Annotated in this window: 20 protein-coding genes; 2 read left to right on the top strand and 18 right to left on the bottom strand. The window is 41.8% G+C overall.

What is annotated here, in order from left to right:
* Positions 1-42: 42 nt before the first annotated feature.
* From PR809_RS03400 to PR809_RS03450, 11 genes are all read right to left on the bottom strand, one after another.
* Entirely contained in the window at positions 43-735 is a 693-nt protein-coding gene (locus PR809_RS03400) for a hypothetical protein (protein ID WP_206276460.1), read from the bottom strand.
* 14 nt (positions 736-749) lie between these two features.
* Positions 750-1,394, bottom strand: a complete 645-nt coding sequence (locus PR809_RS03405) for a phosphate propanoyltransferase (protein WP_102138024.1) — start codon at positions 1,392-1,394, stop codon at positions 750-752.
* Positions 1,391-1,828 (bottom strand): BMC domain-containing protein, encoded by a 438-nt coding sequence (locus tag PR809_RS03410; RefSeq protein ID WP_195697782.1) that lies wholly within the window; start codon positions 1,826-1,828, stop codon positions 1,391-1,393. The genes PR809_RS03405 and PR809_RS03410 overlap by 4 nt, the downstream gene beginning before the upstream one ends.
* Positions 1,829-1,841: 13 nt before the next feature.
* On the bottom strand, positions 1,842-2,792 hold the full coding sequence (cutD, locus tag PR809_RS03415) for a choline TMA-lyase-activating enzyme (protein ID WP_206276461.1): 951 nt from the start codon (positions 2,790-2,792) through the stop codon (positions 1,842-1,844).
* 101 nt (positions 2,793-2,893) lie between these two features.
* A complete protein-coding gene (gene cutC / locus PR809_RS03420) occupies positions 2,894-6,325 on the bottom strand; it encodes a choline trimethylamine-lyase (protein ID WP_102138027.1) in 3,432 nt (1,143 codons plus the stop codon).
* A gap of 58 nt (positions 6,326-6,383) precedes the next feature.
* Entirely contained in the window at positions 6,384-7,514 is a 1,131-nt protein-coding gene (locus PR809_RS03425; RefSeq protein WP_195697784.1) for a 1-propanol dehydrogenase PduQ, read from the bottom strand.
* A gap of 7 nt (positions 7,515-7,521) precedes the next feature.
* Positions 7,522-7,779 carry a EutN/CcmL family microcompartment protein gene (locus PR809_RS03430; RefSeq protein ID WP_004259057.1) on the bottom strand — a complete coding sequence of 86 codons (258 nt, stop codon included), beginning with the start codon at positions 7,777-7,779 and terminating at the stop codon, positions 7,522-7,524.
* 26 nt (positions 7,780-7,805) lie between these two features.
* A complete protein-coding gene (locus tag PR809_RS03435) occupies positions 7,806-9,434 on the bottom strand; it encodes an acetaldehyde dehydrogenase (acetylating) (protein ID WP_206276462.1) in 1,629 nt (542 codons plus the stop codon).
* Positions 9,435-9,503: 69 nt separating this feature from the next.
* Positions 9,504-9,782, bottom strand: a complete 279-nt coding sequence (locus tag PR809_RS03440; RefSeq protein ID WP_004259063.1) for a BMC domain-containing protein — start codon at positions 9,780-9,782, stop codon at positions 9,504-9,506.
* Positions 9,783-9,797: 15 nt separating this feature from the next.
* Positions 9,798-10,082 (bottom strand): BMC domain-containing protein, encoded by a 285-nt coding sequence (locus PR809_RS03445; protein ID WP_004259066.1) that lies wholly within the window; start codon positions 10,080-10,082, stop codon positions 9,798-9,800.
* Positions 10,083-10,102: 20 nt separating this feature from the next.
* Positions 10,103-10,381: a BMC domain-containing protein gene (locus PR809_RS03450; RefSeq protein ID WP_004249182.1), complete on the bottom strand. Its 279-nt coding sequence runs from the start codon at positions 10,379-10,381 to the stop codon at positions 10,103-10,105.
* 616 nt (positions 10,382-10,997) lie between these two features.
* On the opposite strand from PR809_RS03450, the gene PR809_RS03455 reads away from it, so the two are divergent.
* Positions 10,998-12,137 (top strand): FAD-dependent monooxygenase, encoded by a 1,140-nt coding sequence (locus tag PR809_RS03455; protein ID WP_102138030.1) that lies wholly within the window; start codon positions 10,998-11,000, stop codon positions 12,135-12,137.
* Positions 12,138-12,205: 68 nt separating this feature from the next.
* Here the strand turns inward: PR809_RS03455 and PR809_RS03460 are convergent, their stop codons facing one another.
* The 3 genes from PR809_RS03460 to PR809_RS03470 all read right to left on the bottom strand — a co-directional run bounded on the left by PR809_RS03460 (position 12,206) and on the right by PR809_RS03470 (position 14,215).
* On the bottom strand, positions 12,206-12,724 hold the full coding sequence (locus PR809_RS03460) for a FidL-like protein (protein WP_102138031.1): 519 nt from the start codon (positions 12,722-12,724) through the stop codon (positions 12,206-12,208).
* Positions 12,721-13,563 (bottom strand): transcriptional regulator, encoded by an 843-nt coding sequence (locus PR809_RS03465; protein ID WP_102138032.1) that lies wholly within the window; start codon positions 13,561-13,563, stop codon positions 12,721-12,723. Before PR809_RS03465 ends, PR809_RS03460 begins: the two co-directional genes overlap by 4 nt.
* A gap of 79 nt (positions 13,564-13,642) precedes the next feature.
* Complete coding sequence (locus PR809_RS03470) at positions 13,643-14,215, bottom strand: TetR/AcrR family transcriptional regulator (protein ID WP_102138256.1); 573 nt, start codon at positions 14,213-14,215, stop codon at positions 13,643-13,645.
* Between the two features lie 303 nt (positions 14,216-14,518).
* Here PR809_RS03470 and PR809_RS03475 point away from each other — a divergent pair, with 303 nt between their 5' ends.
* Positions 14,519-15,079 (top strand): NADPH-dependent FMN reductase, encoded by a 561-nt coding sequence (locus PR809_RS03475; protein ID WP_102138033.1) that lies wholly within the window; start codon positions 14,519-14,521, stop codon positions 15,077-15,079.
* A gap of 90 nt (positions 15,080-15,169) precedes the next feature.
* Here the strand turns inward: PR809_RS03475 and potD are convergent, their stop codons facing one another.
* From potD to potA, 4 genes are all read right to left on the bottom strand, one after another.
* A complete protein-coding gene (gene potD / locus PR809_RS03480; RefSeq protein ID WP_166264220.1) occupies positions 15,170-16,219 on the bottom strand; it encodes a spermidine/putrescine ABC transporter substrate-binding protein PotD in 1,050 nt (349 codons plus the stop codon).
* A gap of 168 nt (positions 16,220-16,387) precedes the next feature.
* A complete protein-coding gene (gene potC, locus PR809_RS03485) occupies positions 16,388-17,173 on the bottom strand; it encodes a spermidine/putrescine ABC transporter permease PotC (protein WP_102138035.1) in 786 nt (261 codons plus the stop codon).
* Entirely contained in the window at positions 17,170-18,033 is an 864-nt protein-coding gene (gene potB, locus PR809_RS03490) for a spermidine/putrescine ABC transporter permease PotB (RefSeq protein ID WP_206276463.1), read from the bottom strand. The genes potC and potB overlap by 4 nt, the downstream gene beginning before the upstream one ends.
* On the bottom strand, positions 18,020-19,129 hold the full coding sequence (gene potA / locus PR809_RS03495) for a spermidine/putrescine ABC transporter ATP-binding protein PotA (RefSeq protein WP_102138037.1): 1,110 nt from the start codon (positions 19,127-19,129) through the stop codon (positions 18,020-18,022). The genes potB and potA overlap by 14 nt, the downstream gene beginning before the upstream one ends.
* Positions 19,130-19,657: the final 528 nt, after the last annotated feature.

The following is a 19,657-nucleotide window of genomic DNA, read 5'->3' on the forward strand; positions in this document are numbered from 1 at the left end:
CGATAAATAGAATGATTAAAATTAATTTTTAATTTAATAACTTTATTTTTTAAGTGACTTTAAATAATCGATTGCTGAATCCGTTAATTTATTTTCATTCGCACAATACCCCATAGGGTTATTCATTACTTCCTTTAAAGTAATATAGCGATTTGGATGTTCATTATTTATTTCAGGTTTTAATTCCTCAGTAATTTCATTGACTATAAATTTTTTTTCTACTTCGTTTAACGAGCCAAAATGAATTCCTAAATTAATAGCCTTACTGATATTTTCTTTAATCAGACGATTATAATTTTCGTTTTTATTTAAACCTAAAACCTGACTTAACTCACTTTCAGGGCAACAATGATATTTCAGTGCCAATATCGACATGTTTTGTGATAAGGCATGTAGGGCTAGCTCACTTTCCTCACTCACAAACAAACCATTGGCTATCTCACCAACCACTTTTGCATCAATAAACGGTAAAAACAGGCTGTCATAATGACTTAACCTACTTATTGATAAGGTACTTTTATTTACAACACTTCCCAATTCAGCCCATTTTTCAACATCAGAGGACTGAAGCATGGATGCGGTGGCATAAAAGGAAAAAGAAACAGAATCTAGCTGTGCCAGTCTTTGGTAAATCGCTTGCTGATACCCCTCAACAGGCGATAGCACAACCAGAACTTGTCGCTTCAACTGACGTAAAACTTGTTGCACAATTCGCTCGATCCGTTTTTCGTTCATTTTGCCACCGCTCCTTAGCCTGCAATGAATACGCTATCGTTATTCCGTAATCCCGCTGCGTTCGCTTCATCGGTATCAATATGAAATTCAAGAGAAAACCGCTCATCGACTCTCACGACAACTTCATCAAACACTAAGCTGCGTTCACCTTCAGTACGGATATTCACCTTTTGCCCATTCACTACATTTAGTGCTCTTGAGTCCATCACACTCATATGAATATGACGCTGAGCACAAATGACCTGTGACTCAAGATTGACATGTCCTGCTGGGCCAATCAGTAAAGCATTACCCGAATTCGTCATATCCCCAGACTCTCTCACAGGAGCTTTAATGCCAAGGGCAAAACAATCGGCTTTAGACACTTCGAGCTGCGTTTTTGGGCGAACAGGCCCTAGCACTCTGACTTTGCTAATAGAGCCTTTTGGCCCCACGACCATCACGCACTCTTTCGCAGCAAATTGCCCCGGCTGTTTTAAATCTTTGAATGGCGTTAGCTGATAACCTTGGCCAAACAACGCTTCAACGTCCTGCTGTGAAAGGTGAACATGACGGTTAGAGATGCCAACAGGGATAGCGATGTTAGCAACGCCATTTTGTGCCGGTGTATAAGCTGAAAGCCGAGCCAGTATTTTCCCCATCAATTGCTCATTCATCATGATTTTTTCCCTTTACGCGGGTCATTTTTGATGTCTTTCACATTGATATCGGTTTTAACTTCAGCCACTGGCGCTTCAGTTTTAGCTTCAATAACTGCTTTTTCCACTAGCTTTTCTGCTTTTGCTTCTGGTTGAATACTTTTCTCTAATTCGCCCTTTTTACTTTTCACTGTCAGTAATTTGGTGATCACACTTTCTTCAGGCCGTGCAATCACTAATGAACCGACTAATAGTTGGCTACTGGCGATCACTTCAATGCCATGGTCAACTGCGGTGCGAACGGCACTGATTTCGCCTTGAAAACAAACGGATACCAGTCCAGAGCCGATTTTTCGATAACCTACAATTTCTACACTGGCGGCTTTACAGGCTGCGTCTGCAGCCTGTATGGCGGATGTCAGCCCCCGAGTTTCAATTACGCCTAAACTTTTCATCTGTCTCTCCTACTTAATGACGAACCAGTCGAATATCGAAATCAAATTGTTTGAAGAATGCTTCAAGTTGATCTAACTCTTCTGCGCTATAGGTTGGGTCTTGTTTAACGGGATAAATCATATCCAGTTTGTCGTATTTGCCGCGTCCCAACTGGTGATAAGGCAGAATATCAATACGTTTTACATTGCCACGTTTGGATAATTCCATCGCATAGTGAATCGCCCCCGTGATGGCATCAAAAGAGTCGTTATAGCCGCGAACCAATGGCATTCTCACTACAACGTTGGCACCGAGTTCAACCAACCTTTCAAGGTTGCGGCGAACATTTTCATTGCCAATACCGAACAGGTTTTTATGCTGTGCAGTATCAATATGTTTAATGTCATAGAGGAATAGGTCGACAACTTCAGATAACTTTTCATAGTTTTCTAACGATGTAGTGCCTTGGGTTTCTATTGCGGTGTTGATCATCATTTTTTTACACTCACGCAGTAGCGCAACGGCAAAATCGGTTTGTAGGCTCATTTCACCGCCACCTATTGTCACGCCACCACCGGAAGAAATATAAAAATCATAATCTTGCATGATGATTTCCATCATTTCGGCTACTGTGACATCCTTCCCCATAATGTCTAACGCACCACCAATACACACTTCTTCGCATTTACGGCAACCAATGCAATCAATACTACGATTCACGCGGTGAATTTGTTCACCTTGCTCATTAATGGTTTTGTAGTGGATCCCTGTTGGGCAGACATCAACACATTTTCCGCAGTTGACGCATTTGTCATGGGAAAACATCACTTGGAACTGGCTGCTTAGCCCTTCTGGGTTGGCGCACCATGGACAACGAATATTGCACCCTTTTAAGAAAATCAATGTGCGGATGCCATCGCCATCATAAATCGAGTATTTTTGGATATTAAATATCCGACCTTTAATCTCTGCCGCGCTCATCATTGCACCTCTAAAACTATGTTTATAAATCAAAATTTATTATTGTTGTTATGAAATAGCCGGTATAAAATGGCAGGTATAAACTCATACCTGCCTACATGGGTTTAGAACTTCTCAATTACAGTACGGCTAATAATTTCATCTTGAACCTCTTTACAGAGTTCCACGAAGTAAGCACTGTATCCTGCGACACGAACGATTAAATCACGATATTTTTCAGGCTCTTGCTGGGCTTTTTTCAGCATTTCGTTATCTACATAGCTGAACTGCATTTGCCCGTTTCCTAAGATAGACGCGGTTCTCAGCAAGGTGATTAAGCCATGACGGCCTTCTGGCGTGTCCAATAAGCCTTTTAAGAACTTAAAGTTATGCACCATACCAATGTTCATCGTTTCAACATTCATTTTGCTGATTGATTTAATAATGGCAGTTGGGCCTTGTTTATCCGCACCTTGTGTTGGGCTGATACCATCGGATAGCGGCATCCACGCCAAGCGACCATTGGCACTCGCGGCGGTTAACTCACCAATCGGTGTGTTGTTGGAGATAGATAAGGTTCCGTGGCTCAGTGTTGAATACAGCATGTCGTACTTACGGCACTCACGCTCTGTCCACTCCGTAATATCCAGTGCATATTGGTCAACATAGTCATCATCGTTACCAAACTTAGGCGCATTTAAGCAATCACGACGCAGTTCGTCATAGCCTTCAAAGTTGGCTAGCAGGCCATCACGAATTTGCTCAAGGGTGTAGCGACCATCTTCGTAAACTAATTTGCGAATAGCGACAATGGAGTCAACATAGGTTGCAAGACCAGAGAAAATCAGCCCTGGGCCGTGGTTGATCATCGCCCCACCCGCTGCAACGTCTTTCCCTTTTTCCATACAGCCTTCCACCAGCAAGGACATTAATGGTTTTGGTGCCACATCGCGGTGAACGCGTTGGCTGATGACGGTACCGATAGCGGATAAGCGAACAATATGAGCAATCTGCGCTTTCACTGCATTATCAAAGTCTTCGAATGTTTTCAGGTCACGTAAGTCACCAGTATCTAAACCTTGATAGCTATCGAATAACACCATGCGACCACGATTTAATACGAATTCAATCGCAATTGGCCATTGGGTGTAACCCGTTGAAGTCCACTGATAAATACGACCTGATTTTTGTGGCTCAACACAGCCCATCAAGCAGTAATCACGCGCATCTTCAAAGTCGAAGCCTTTACGCAGCATCATTTTGATGTGGGAATCGTCGAAGTGACATGCAGGGAAGCCCATACCGGCTTTCACGACATCAACGATTTTTTCCATGTATTTCTGTGGTGATTGGTTATGAATACGACAAGCCAGCGATGGCTGATACACTTTAACGAAACGAACCGCATCCATAATTAAGTAGGTCAGGTCGTTACAAGCGTCACCGCCTGAACGTTTTTGCCCACCCACTGTTAAGTTGATAAATGGCTGATAACCGGCGAAATATTTTGCACCTAATTCGCTCGACATCCACATTAACTCAGCACATTTGATGATAAACGCCTGCATCATTTCTAGCGCTTGGTCTTGGGTCAAACGGCCTGATTTGATGTCGTTTTCATACATTGGCAAACAATATTGGTCGAGGCGTCCTAGAGAAAGACCGGTTTGGTTCTCTTCGATTTCAAACAGTGACTCAACCGTCCAAATGCTCTGTAATGCTTCTTGTAACGTCGCCGGTGGGTTCGCTGGCACATTTTCGTTGACTTGTGCAATAGTTAGCAATTCTTCACGACGTTTTTGGTCTGACTCCAACACTGCTAATTCACGAGCGTGGGCAGCAATACGGTGTGAATACGCCACAACCCCTTCACAGGTTTCAATTGATGCTTTATAGAAATAAATGCGGTCAATATCATCAGGGTTTTCCATGCTTAATTCAGCCAGTTTCGCCTGAGCATCTGCTTTAATACCATTCATTCCTTTGGTGAATAACAGCACGTCATAACCAGGGCAGGTATCGCCACCACCGTTAATTTGGTGATAAGACAAGTCACTGACAAAGGTTTCACCACTAAATTCCCATACCCCCGCTTCGCGGTATTGAGCCTCACAAATCTCATCCAGTGAACGACCTTCCCAGAACGGGGCGATTTCCTCACGGATCACTTTTTTGTCTTCTTCAGAGATAACAAACGGGTCTTGTGGACGCGTGCTCATCGTATCAAGTTCTTCGACTACCCAGCGCCATGCGATATCCGGTGAGAAGGCACCCGCACGGGCTTTACCACATGGATGCCCCACAATCAGTTCTTCAGGTTGAATTAAGATTGGCGCGGTTTCACAAGCGCGGCGGAATGCTTTCGCACGCAATAGAATTGGCGGTAAACCCGGGTTATTTTTAACAACTTCAGTGAAGGCGAGTGCGCGATAAATAGACACACTTGGACGCGCTTCTAAGTAACGGTTACGTAAGCGTTGTAAGCGAGGCGTTAAGCCTTCCATCACTTTGAATTCGGTTTCTACTTGTGCCGTTGGAGCAACATAATTCGCATTTGGTGCAGAATATTGCGGCTGAGCGCTGTTTTTTCCACAATATAAGCGAACTTTCAATCCATTATTGATAGCACTGATATTTTCATGAGCGGATAACATCATGGCAGATAATTCGTTAATGCATACACGCGGGTCATTCAGATAAATGCCATCTTTCAATGCATCGAACATTGGGTAGCCATCGACTTGCTTGGTTGAGCGAACTTCAGAGAGTTCAGCCAGTTTCAACCATAAACTTTCTACAATTTCATAAGCTTGTGCTTGGGTTAAGCGGCCTTGTTCGATATCACGTTGATAGAATGGATAAACGGCTTTATCGAACCCCATTGGGTTCACCGCATAACTGCCATTTTCTAGATGTAATATTAGCTGAAGCAAGTAGAAAGCTTGGCAAGCCTCTTTGAAGGTTTGCGCTGGTTTTGCCGGCACATTGCGTAAAATGGCTGCGCTTTCTTGCAATTCTGCACGACGATATTGATTAGATTCTGCTGCCGCCATGCTCTCTGCTTTAGACGCTAAAGCTTGTGCAAAATGAATGGCCGCATCACATGCGTAAATTGCTGAGCGGCAGTTATTCGCTTCATCAATGCTATTACGGCTAACTGCACTGCCAATGTTTCTGACTTTGTTTTCTAATTGGGCTTTGATAGCCAAGAAACCAATATTTAAAACCGCTAAGTAATCAGGCGCATCCACTGTGCTATCGCCAGCTAAAAAGGTATAAATACTGTGGCTGTTGATTTCATTTTCAGTATGGAAAATGGCACCACGAGGGGTTGATGATTGGCTACCGATGATCAGCTCATCTTGGCCAATAAATGCCGGAAAATGCCGGATAAATTCATAAAAACGTTGTGCAGGTTTAATCGCCTGTGGTGCGCCAGACAGTTGGTTGCCAAGCGCTTCTAAAATATTCGCACGTTCAGTAATAATTGAGCTGTTGCGGGCACTTAAGCGTTCAGCCAGCATTTTTACGCGTGGGGTCAAAGCATATTTATTCATGTTAGCCTATCCTGATGTTCTTTCTAGTTTGTTGTTCATCACATAAAAGCGTTAACTGTTAAAAAGACTGTCTATACAGCATTTCCAGTTGCACCTTGCTCACATCCCGTGGATTGGTCGGAGTGCAACTATCGCGCAGTGCTTGCCCAACCATTTCCCCTAAACGGGCGTTAAAATCGAATTCATTGGTACCGGTTGCTTGAATGCCTTTTGGCATATTCATTTCATCTTTCAATACGTTGATTGCCATAATTAAGCTTTCAACGCCTTCTCGTATTGTTGAGGCAGGTAAATTTAAGTTTTTCGCGAGATGAGCGTAACGTTTTGCAGCTTCGTTATCGCATCGCCCTTCTAAATCCGCATTGAAGGCCACAACTTGTGCCATCAATAAGGCATTTGCACGACCATGTGGAATGTGGAATACGCCGCCTAATGCATGGGCTAAACTGTGAGTTATCCCTAGTGATGCGTTAGTAAAGGCCATTCCCGCAATGCATGAAGCGTTGTGCATTTTTTCGCGTGCCACTAAGTTGCTACCGTCGCGATAACAATCAATTAAGTGGCCGAACACTAACTGCACGGCTTTTTCTGCTAAGGCATCAGAAAAGTCAGATGCAGTACGAGAAACATAGGCTTCTAGCGCGTGGCACAGCACGTCCATACCTGTGTCAGCCGTAATAGAAGCGGGTACTGACTTCACCAGTGCAGGGTCTAAAATGGCGACATCTGGCAACATAAATTCGTCAACTAAAACCAGTTTTTCAGACTGGGACTTGATCACTGAAAATGAAGTGACCTCCGAGCCCGTCCCACTGGTAGTTGGGATCGCGATAAACTGCGGTTTAACTCGATTGACGTCTTTTTTCGTGTGCCAGAGGGAGTAAATAACAGCTTTCGCAGCATCAATAACCGACCCACCACCGAGTGCAATCACCACATCTGGATATTGCTTATCCATGATTTTCATACCTTTAACGATGGCTGAAATGTCAGGATCTGGCTCAACATCGTCGTAAATCGAAAATGCGATGCCACTTTGGGTTAGCCTGCGAGTGACTTCATCAGCTAAGCCAAACTTCACCATCGCTTTGTCAGTGACGATAAAGGCATGGTGAGCACTCATTTGTGAGATAAAATCCAATGCGTTAGCACCGAATTGGACTTTAGGTTTAATCAAAAACTGGTTCATGCTGTTTTTACTCCTTGGTATAAACCTTCTCAACAATGGCAACCACTGACATGGCTTTGTAATTGTCTTTATTCAAAGCGAAGTAAGCTTCAGCTAACACAATGTCGTTAATACCTGCGCCAACACTGTCGACTGCCACATACGTTTTGTTTTTCAACGGTTCAAGGTCATCCCCTAGCTTGGTAACCATTAATAAGTTACTGCCACTAAGTTCTTGGCATTTCTGCGTTGCAACAACATGTCCGACTACCTTTGCGAGGATCATGGTTTATACCGCCTTATTCCAATGAGTTACTTATTTAGGCGTCCGAGAACAGCCTTGATGATTTGCTCAACATTTTCTTCAGTGATGTCGCCTTGAGAAACCACCGCTTCAGCAATCGCAGCCGTTGTTACCGCACTGCCGAATCGGTCATCGCCCGTTGGATTAACCACTGCTGTTGACGCTGCCGCTGGATTACGGAAACGGTTATCATCAAAAATGCTGACTTGAGGTTGATTTACCGTAGCCGGTGCTGTTGGCTGAGCCACTGCACAAGGCTGGGTGGGTTGCCTTAAATCATCAATGGAACGCACGCCATAACCCACTTTACGAATATTCAGTAAATTCATTGGGCCAACGTTATCAGAGCTAGAACCGCCGCCAACTGCACCACAGCCCAGTGTTAACGCTGGCGTGATATTCGTCGTCGCACCAATTCCGCCCAATGCTGCTGGCGTATTGATCAAAATACGATTAACGGGTTTTTCTAAAGAGAACTGGCGAATGACATCTTCGTTTTGCGTGTGGATCACCAAGGTATGGCCGAGACCTTCGTTGGTCAGCAAATCAACCACGCGATGGCAAGCGGATTGCCAATCTTCCTCAATATACATCCCTAAAATTGGACATAATTTCTCGCGGGAGTATGGGTTTTTCGGTGATACGGTGTCTTGCAACGCAATCAACACACGTGTGTTAGCCGGAACAGTGAAACCTGCACGTTGGCTGAGTGTAATGGCATCTTTCCCCACCACTTCTGGGTTGATGGTGCCGTTCGCTCTAAGCAACATCGATGCCATGCGTTTCGCTTCGTCTTCATTCATGAAGTAAGCGCCTTGAGCGAGTAATTCACGATGAACTTCGTTGTAAATACAGCGCTCTACAATGATGGATTGCTCAGAAGCACAGATCACACCGTTATCAAACGTTTTACTGGTGATGATGTCACTTACCGCCTGTTTGATATTGGCGCTACGTTCAATAAATGCAGGGCCATTACCTGGACCGCCACTAATGGTTGGTGTACCGGATGCGTAAGCTGCACGTACCATGCCTTCACCACCCGTTGCCAAGATTAAAGAGACGTCTTTGCTGTGCATCAGTTCTTTCGTTGCTTCTAAAGTCAGCATTGTGACAGCATCGACAATTCCAGCTGGAGCACCCGCTTCTAATGCGGCTTTTTTGACAATTTCTAATGTGCGGAAACTGCAGGCTTTGGCATTTGGATGAGGGGAGAAGACAATGGCATTACCCGCCTTCAAGGCAATCAACGTTTTGTAGATGATGGTAGATGTTGGATTAGTAGAAGGAACTAACGCCGTGATCACACCAAGAGGAACACCCACATCCATAACTTTGTTGATTTTGTCATCATTAATGATGCCAACGGTTTTGAGATCTTTAATGTGTTCATAAACACGCATTGAAGCAAAAGTGTTTTTCAGGACTTTATCTTGCCACTTACCAAACCCAGTTTCTTCGTTAGCCATTTTTGCCAGCTCTTCTGCATGAAGTGCGGACTCAATTGCGATGTGTTTAACAATATTATCGATTTTTTCCTGCGAAAATGTCGCAAACTCTTTCTGCGCTTGTTTCGCGTTTCTAACTAGCTCTCTTGCCAGTTGTCTGGATTGCAGATCTTTGTCTAATGCAACCATGTCTTCCCCCGTATCGGAGCCAAAATTAATTCATTCGCTTGTCGTGTTATTGGCTTATTAGCCAATGACTTAGGCTTTGTGTTGTTGTGCAATTTTGCCAATATCGTTGTGTGGTCTTGCAATCACACGTGAAGTCACCACTGTTCCGATACGTTTTGCAGCCTCAACACCTGACTCAACCGCAGCATTAACGGCACCGACATCGCCTTTAACCATCGCTGTTACCAGCCCTGAACCGACATTCTCATAACCGATTAGCTCGACATTTGCGGCTTTACACATGGCATCAGCAGCTTCAATACAAGCCACTAAACCTTTGGTTTCAATCAGACCAAGTGCTTCTTTCATAAGTAATTTCCTGTTTTATTCCGTGACTTTATACTGGGCGACGATTTTCTGAATATCGCTATGAGGACGAGCGATAACCAGTGATGTCACAACGGTGCCAATACGAGAGGCAGATTCAACACCTGAATCCACTGCAGCTTTCACCGCACCCACATCGCCTTTGACCATGGCGGTAACTAAACCTGACCCAACATTTTCATAACCAATCAGCACAACATTTGCGGCTTTACACATCGAGTCTGCAGCTTCAATACAAGCCACTAACCCTTGAGTTTCAATAAGACCTAATGCGTCACCCATGTTTTTTCCTCCGGAAAAAGTTATGCTTTATGCTTAATAACGATTTTGTTGATATCGTTGTGTGGACGCGCAATGACCAGTGAGGTCACGACTTCACCAACACGCTGTGCTGATTCAACACCTGAATCGACGGCTGCTTTGACTGCACCGACATCGCCTTTAACCATTGCGGTAACGAGGCCTGAACCGACATTTTCGTAACCAATTAGCTCAACATTTGCCGCTTTGCACATGGCATCAGCTGCTTCGATACAAGCCACCAGACCTTTTGTTTCAATAAGACCTAATGCATCACCCATTGTTGTTTCCTCCGAGAAGCCTTCTTTATTTTTCTTTACCTTCGATATTCCAAGCTAATGTGTCCGAGTACATGTCCCTTGAAATATCTAAGTAATCATTTACGCCAATGGTGTCTGCGCGGTGATCTATTGAACGCAGCCTTTGGCTTCAAACCCACTATAGAACTGAAAAATAAAAACAAAATATAAATCCACAAAGCACAGATATTTAGTTTTTAAGGCTGATAATTAGAGTGAACACTCAGGTCATTTATATGTTTATGCTAAAAAAACCAAAAATTCACGTTTGAAATTTGAGGTGAAAATTGAAGGGGAAATGTATTTAGAGCTATTTATGAAGGATTGTTAATGAGGTATTACTAAGCTGCTATGCCTACGTTTTTTCTTCTCTTATAACTGTGCTCGTGATCGCTTTGCGGCATATTTTTACTTTCTGTTAATTCCTTAATTTATATACTCAGACCACCGCACTCTTTGAAAACCATTCGCCATAACTTCCCTATCAATGGCTATCGCGTACTTAAAAATATTCCCTTCTGCTAAATAATAAAAAATAACGGCGACAACAATTTTGCTACTTTCCATCTAAAAGTGATAAAACTCATAGGTGAAAAGAATGACACATAAATTTACTATTGCGATTGTAGGTTGTGGCCTTGGCGGTTCAGCACTCGCCCTCCTAATGCAGAATATAGGGTTTAATATTGCTGTCTTTGAACAAGCTTCTTCGTTTGAAAAAATCGGGGCAGGGATCCATATATCCCCGAACCTCATGTACATAATGGAAAAAATAGGTGTTTCAAAATCTATTGAAAAGCTTGGCTGGGAGCCTAACGGATTTATCAGTCGCGATGCCTATTCAAACAAAACGCTAAATTACTTGAAATTAGGACAGGAAATGCGCGACCTATATGGCATGCCTTACCTGACTATCCATCGAGGAGACTTACACCGTGCAATGACGGAAAAAATTAACTTAAACAATCTTCATATGGGAAAAAAGTTAATTGCGCTTAATGAGATAAAAAACAAAATTGAACTCGTTTTCAACGATAACAGTCGTTACGAGGCCGATATTGTCATTGGTGCCGACGGGATATTTTCAAAAGTAAGAAATGCAATAACTGGCACAGATATTCAATGCTCCAGCTATACTGGACAAGCTGTATTTAGGGGATTAGTCGAGCTTCAAGGGCTGGCACCTCAAATGAAACACAGTGTGAATAAATGGTTTGGTAAAGATAATAAATTTATCATTGGGTACTTTTTAGACAAAAATGAAACACAATTTTATTACGTAGCTGGTTTTTCCTTCCCCTACTGGCCTCGAGGTATTTCTGTTCAACCCGCTGCTTTACATGATGTTTTGAAAATATTTAATGAATTTCACGATGTACCAAAATCAATGCTGTCATTAACTAAAAGCGTGACACTTTGGCCATTACACGAAAGAACAGCTGATTCAACGTGGAATAAAGGTAGGATAGTACTTATCGGAGATGCATGTCATCCGATGCGACCTCATATGATGTCGGGTGCTTCGATGGCAATTGAAGATGCGGCTATATTAGTTAAATGTCTACAACAGTACGGCATTGATAATTATTCATGCGCTTTTAATCAATATCAGAGTTACCGTATAGAACGCGTAGCGCTTGTACAAAAGTTATCAAGTACAAATACATGGCTAAAAAAGAAGACGGATACAGACTGGTTATTTAAATATAACGCGATAAGCCCCGAGCTACGCCTTTAACGCTTTTCCTTTCACCAAGTGAAACCCAGACTATTTAAATATGATATTTGTTACCACCTACAAGAAAGCTAATCGAACTTACTATTGGGTTTGAGTGTGCAAATATAAAGTGGGGAATTAATTGAGCTGAGTAGTAAGGCTTTGTCATTAAGCTTTTGTGCATTAAGAAATAGCCCATCATGGCTATCTGACATTTCCCGCATAAAATAGTCAAATATCACATCTGGCGATTCATCAATAGAAGAAGCGCTCGCTTCCCACTGACTAATAATATAATGACGTTCTATTGGGGAAACTCGTTTTGTCGTGTAACTAAATTTCACATAACGCTGCAAATACAGCCAGCCCGCTTTAGAATCAGTATAGCCTTCCACCACAATTGAGCCCTTTCCATTCGCGCCAAAATTGAAGTGAATATTGCCATTAACGTTTTCATCTTGCATATTCTCAAAACGCATAATGCCTTTTGTCGAGCACACTAATAAACCATCTTGTTTATTGGAAAAGAAGACCGACTGGGTATAAATCGTAACAATAATGAATAACAAAAAACTCAGTAAGCATAATACTTTTCCTGATATCTTCATGATGGTTTCCAAGAATAGTAAAAGTAGTTATCGCAATAGCTAAATGGGTTATCTTCATTGACTGCACAATGTGCAAGAAATACTCGACCCAATCCATTAGTCTGCAGTTTGTCCCCATAGAAAAAAACAAACCGTTCTTTCTCAACACACTCTAGATTTAAGTTATTTCTAACTTTATCAAAGTTTTGCACATAGTTTAGTGCGACAGTGTTATTGATCATTTTTTCATTCGATAATACATCACAACCAGAGTGCTCAAGCACCGTCATGTCAATTGGCACTGACGGTTGTTTTGATAAATAAGCCATGATAGCTAATAAAATAGAACATAATAAAAAAGCACCACTCGCAAGATACCAACAGATCTCTTTTTTTTCTGGCGTCAGTGCTGAATCTATTTTTTTGGGATCTGTAGGGACAGAGATAGGTTTGGAAGCTGGAGATAAAACAACCGCTGTTTCTTCTACGTCACTTAAGCTAGTTATTAATTCAGTTGGAGAAATTTTGATATCATCAATTAATTCAAGGGAAACATCGGAATTAAACTCTAATCGACCCCGAGCGACTGTCACAATAATATTTTCAATACCATATGGACGAAATGCTTTTCGTAATAGGCTGAGATATTGATTTAAATTACTGTTTGATGAGACTAACCCATTATCATCCCAAACTGCTTTTAATACCTCATCTCGAGAAACAACACCTCTGTGCTGAATAAAGTAAAACAATAATGCATTGGCAGTTATCGACAGCTGTGTATCCACCTCATCTTCTTTTAAAGATAAAGTGCCATCAACCGCATCATATAGAATGAAAGCATTGATTTTATATTTCACTATCGCCTCATGTGCTTATTTTATGAATAAAATTGCACTACCGTTATTATTGCTATTTTTACTTATGCGTTATTTTTACTTATGGAATTTGTTCAAATGATATTGTCGTTAACCGACTCACAATCGCATCACGCTCTTGCTGTGATAACGTTTCTCCCTCAGTCAATGACGAAAGCCACAACCCATCAGCCGCATAACGCACTAACGCGCCTAAATAACTGTTATCGAACTCATCCCCCTTTTCCAAATGGTTAATTACCCAATCTCGCCAGCACTGACGTAACACTGGCTCGGTTGGCATGGCTAAGGACAATAACGCGAGCTGAAAACTTTCATCAGATTCTTTTAATTCGCCAATATAGTGCAAATAAGCACGAGAAAAACGCCCGTAGGGATTTGGGTCATTATCCATAATGGTATGTATTCGCTCATCCATAATCCCCAACAATTGCAAAAACAGCGCATGAATAAGCTCTTGCTTCGTTGGGAAGTGATGCATCAACCCACCTTTGCTAACACCCGCTTCCCTTGCCACCGCATTAAGTGAGAGTGAAGAGATCCCTTCTCTGCCAGCAATAATGCGAGCAGCTTTCAATAGCTCCACTTGAAGCTTAATAGGATCTTTTTTTCTATGCTGAGCAGACTTATTCATGCGATGAATGATACCGACCAGTCGGTATGTTTCATTTTGACTAAAATCAAGTAACCCTGATTTGTTCATGGGTAAATCTAAATAGTGTAAGAGGACTCACAATATCGAATTATGATAAGTTGCAACTCCATAATTAATTTAAAAATATCAAATATTTTTGATGTTTAGTTATCTATATTAATTTCACTTAGTTTTGCACATCCTCAGATTATGATGTTTAATAGTGAGAGTGAAACAATGCTCTATTCAATAAATAGTGGTTTGCAGTATCCCTAATTAACTCCCCGTGAAAGAGGTTTTATCATGTCAAATCAATACAATATTGGTGTCATTGTGGGTAGTTTGCGCGCTGATTCATATAATTTAGTTGTCGCTAAGGCCATGACTAAATTATTCCCCACAAATTTCACGTTTAAATTTATCAATATTGGTGAACTCCCTCTCTATAACCAAGATGCAGACCAAAATGTGCCTCCTGTTGTGGCTAATTTCAAATCTCAAATTAAAGCCTGTGATGGCATTATTTTCGCCACCCCAGAATATAACCGCTCGGTACCTGGTGTATTGAAAAATGCGATAGACCAAGGCTCTCGCCCATGGGGAGATAACTCGTGGAATGCCATTCCAGCAGGTGTTCTTGGTGTTTCTATTGGCAATATCAGTACGGCAATTGCCCAACAGCACTTACGCAATAGCCTGACATTTTTAAACATGCCAACCATGAACCAGCCTGAATGTTTCCTAAAATGGTATGACGGTATGGTGGATGAGCAAGGCAATATTTCCCCAAAAAGCAAAGATTTCTTACAGCCGTGGGCCGATACCTTTGCCAAATTTGTTGCCCATAATGCAGTGAGTAAATAAGTCGCTGAGCAATAATGACGCGTATAAAAAAGGGCACTTCATTCTCAATCAGTGCCCTTTCTAGGAAACGTAAACGTAATGCTCAAGTCATTAACGCCCGGCTTTTAGCTTCTGAAAATACTCTTCGTACAAAATATTCGTGTTCCCAACATCGCTTTGCCATTCGCCTTTTTGGAGAACTTCTTCACTTGGGTAAAGTGATGGGTCGTTAGCAATTTCAGCCGGCAATAATTTTTTAGCTTCTAAGTTTGGAGTTGGGTAGCCAATAGATTCAGCTACTTGAGCCGCAATTTCTGGACGCAATAAGAAATTAATTAACTTATGGGCCCCTTCCACATTTTTGGCATTAGCAGGAATGGCTAAGCTGTCCATCCAGAAAATTCCGCCTTCTTTAGGCCACACCACTTCAATCGGCAAGCCAGCTTGCCTTGCAACGAATGCGGAGCCATTCCATAACATACCGACATCCACTTCCCCTTCAATAAAAGGTGTCGCTGGGTTGTCAGAGTTAAAGGCCAAAATATTTGGGCGTAATTTTTGTAGTTCTTTATACGCCTCTTCAATTTGTTTCGGGTCAGTGGTATTGCCTGAATAACCTAATTTATTGAGGGCCACTTGGAAAACTTCCCGTGCGTCATCCATCATCAGCAGGCTATTTTTATATTCAGGTTTCCAGAAATCAGCCCATGAAGTAACAGATTGTGGGTCAACCGCTTCACCATTAATACCAATCCCTGTCGCCCCCCAAATATAAGGCACTGAATAATCATTATTCGGGTCAAATTCTTTATGAATTAAATTTGGGTCAAGGTTTTTAAAATTGGTTAATTTACTTTGATCAATCTTTTGTAGCATCCCTTCTTTACTCATTTTGGCAATAAAGTAAGTAGAAGGCACCACCAAATCATAAGCACCGTCTTTATAGGTCTTTAGCTTGGTATACATGCTTTCGTTTGATTCATAGGTGGAGTAAATCACCTTGATGCCAGTTTCTTTGGTAAATTGCTCTAATAAACCGGGGGGAACATATTCTGTCCAGTTATAGAAATACAGTACGTCTTTGTTATCGTCAGCGGCAGTCGCCGTGCCAATACTTGCAGCCATTAAACCCGCTGCCAGTAGATAGGACCATTTTTTCATTACTGAGATTCCCTCAACAAAGTGTTTTTTATCCCTTAATGCACCAAGCAGCCGCTTGAATGATTTCGGGGTTATATCTAATAGGCTCAGTTGGAGCCCACCCTCTCGCCGAATGGCACTGAAAAAGATGTTGCCCGATAAAAATGGGCAGCACCGTCGTTTAACGTATTACTTAGTTTTTTTTGAGTATTTATCCCGCATCACCCACTGGCTTAAACACACCAGTAAGAGGGACATAATCAACAGCACCGTTGCCAATGCGTTAACTTCTGGGGAAACCCCAACTTTTACCATGGAATATATTTTCAATGGCAAAATTTCATAACTTGGCCCCGTGACAAATGAGGAAACCACCACATCATCCATCGACAAGGTAAAACTGAGTAGCCAGCCGGCAACAACCGCAGGTAATGCCAAAGGTAAAATAATTTTACGCAAAATGGTAAATTCACCCGCTCCAAGGTCGCGCGCTGCTTCTAACATCTTCACATCAAAATCTTTCAGCCTTGCATAGACCGTCACCACGACAAACGGCAGGCAAAAGGTAATGTGCGAAAATAATAACGACCAAAAACCGAGCGAAACCCCAAGGATCATAAATAGAACCAATAACGAAATCGCCATAACGATATCCGGGGACATCATGACCACAAATAACATGCCACCGACGAAAGGTTTTCCTCTAAAACGATAGCGAAATAATGCGACGGCAGTGAGTGTGCCAATGGCTGTCGCGAAAGTCGCTGACAAAACCGCCATAGTTAATGAATGCCCCGCAGCTTCTAATAGGCTATCGTTATTACTCAGTAATTCATACCATTTAGTTGAAAACCCTTGCCACTGAATACCAAAACGTGACTCATTAAAGGAATTAACAATCAAAATAATGATTGGAATATAAAGATAAGCGTAGATGATGGCCATAAAGCCACCACGGAGAGTACGTCCGATCATTCTTCATATGCCTTTTTATTCAGAAGCTTAGCTGCTCGGTAATAGACATACAGCAATAACCCCATCATCGCTGTGAGGAAAATGCTGGTTGCGGCCCCGAATGGCCAATCACGAATATTTAAGAACTGGCTCTTAATCACGTTACCGATCAGTAGATTTTTCGCACCGCCCATTAAATCCGCTACATAAAACAGCCCCATTGCGGGTAATAAAACCAGCAAACAGCCTGCAATAATTCCTGGCATCGTTAACGGAATGATGATTTTCACAAACCGCTGAAATTTATTCGCACCGAGGTCTTTTGCAGCCTCTATATATGACTTATCCAATTTTTCAATACTTGAATACAGCGGCATCACCATAAACGGCAACAATATATAAATGAGACCTAGTATGACGGCTTCAGGTGTATACATAATTTTCAACGGTTTATCGATAACACCAACCCACAGTAAAAAGTCATTTAAGTACCCTTTGGTACTGAGAAAAACTTTTAACCCATAGATACGAATCAATGAATTGGTCCAAAATGGCACAATTAACAGAAACAGCATCAAAGGTTGCACCCGTTTAGGTAGCTTTGCCAATATAAAGGCAAATGGATAGCCAATAACTAAACAGAAAAAAGTTGCGATCACCGCCATATTGAGTGAGTGCAACATCACTTCTGCATACATCGGGTCAGACAAGCGAATGTAGTTATCCCACGTAAAAACTAAGTCAACTAAGTTGGTGTCGCTACGCGTCAAAAAGCTAGTGCCGATAATCATAATATTAGGCAAAAAGACGAACAGCAGCAGCCAGGCGACTACCCCGGTGATAATAACGTTCTGCAAAATTTTATGTTTACGAATGATCATCCAGAACTACCTCCCAGCTTTCAACCCAAGTCACAGCAACTTTTTGGTTAAGGGAGTGGTCGACATCGGGGTCATCTTCATTGAAGAATTCGCTCACCATGACAATTTTGCCATCTTCCATTTCAACCACTGAGTCTAACGTCATGCCTTTATAGTTACGTTCACGAACGTAGCCAATCAGCCCTGGATGGTTATCTGCATCATTTACTTCTTCAACGCGCAAGTCTTCAGGACGTAATAACACACTAACGTGTTGCCCTTCGTTGACAGAGAGCTCAGTGAAAATATCACATTCATGACCTTCAACATTGGCACGAATACGTTTATCATCAATGCGATACAATACTTTCGCATCAAAAATATTAATTTCACCAATGAATTGAGCAACAAATAGGTTTTTCGGTTCCTCATAGATTTCACGAGGTGTGCCGTCTTGCTCAATTCGCCCTTCACGCATCACAATGATCCGATCAGACATGGCTAAGGCTTCTTCTTGATCGTGAGTCACAAAAATAAACGTGATCCCCAGTTTTCGTTGAAGGGCTTTTAGCTCATTTTGCATTTGTTTGCGCAGTTTATAATCAAGCGCAGACAATGATTCATCCAGCAGTAGGACTTTCGGGCGATTCACTACCGCACGGGCTATCGCCACACGCTGTTGTTGGCCACCAGACAGTTGGTTGGGTCTACGCTCAGCAAAATCTTCTAGCTGCACCATACGTAAGGCTTGGTCGACACGCTTTTGAATTTCAGCCGCAGGCGTTTTTTGCATGCGTAGGCCAAAAGCAACGTTATCGAAAACCGTCATATGAGGAAATAAAGCGTAGCTCTGGAACACAGTGTTCACAAAACGCTGTTCTGCAGGAATATCTGTAATATCTTGACCATCAAGAATAATTTGGCCGTCATCGGCATCTTCTAACCCAGCAATAAGACGTAAAACCGTCGTTTTGCCGCAACCAGAAGGCCCAAGAATGGTCAAAAACTCACCGTTCTGAATGGTTAAGTCAAGCTCAGAAATAATTTGTTTGCCATCAAAACCTTTACTTAAAGATTTTAATTCAATGAGTGGTGTCAGAGAGGTTGTCTCAGTCATTTATTTATACACTCTATCCCTAGGAATAATGCAGATAGAACCGCCACCGTTAAAGACTGTATAAGCTTGTCGGAGGTTTACTCTGTCGACTTAACGTGACATAAGCAAATTATTTTCCCCAGCAAAGCCCAAAACCAGTAGCGCCATTTAAACTTCATAAGGCATGCATGATAAACACTGTTTTTGTAAATTGAAAGCCATTTTCACAACTTCGTTTGCCTTTCATTATGAATTCTCAATAAATAAAACAGATTTTTGAGAAAAATAAGCAACATAGCGATATATAGAATTAATCCGCCTATATCTATAGATTTACATGATGCATTAGAGGGTGAAACTTAAGTCAAATACACTAAAATTCATAGGGTTAATACAATTCACAATAAAAATAATAATTATAAAATTAATAGTTTTTATTATTTTAAATTTTTTAATTAATGTATTCAGTGATATAAATCTTACTATTAGATGCACAAGAAAAATACAATAAAAACCGTATAACAAAATTATCAAGTTATGATGGTAATT

Source organism: Providencia sp. PROV201 (assembly GCF_028479545.1).
Lineage (GTDB): Bacteria > Pseudomonadota > Gammaproteobacteria > Enterobacterales > Enterobacteriaceae > Providencia > Providencia huaxiensis.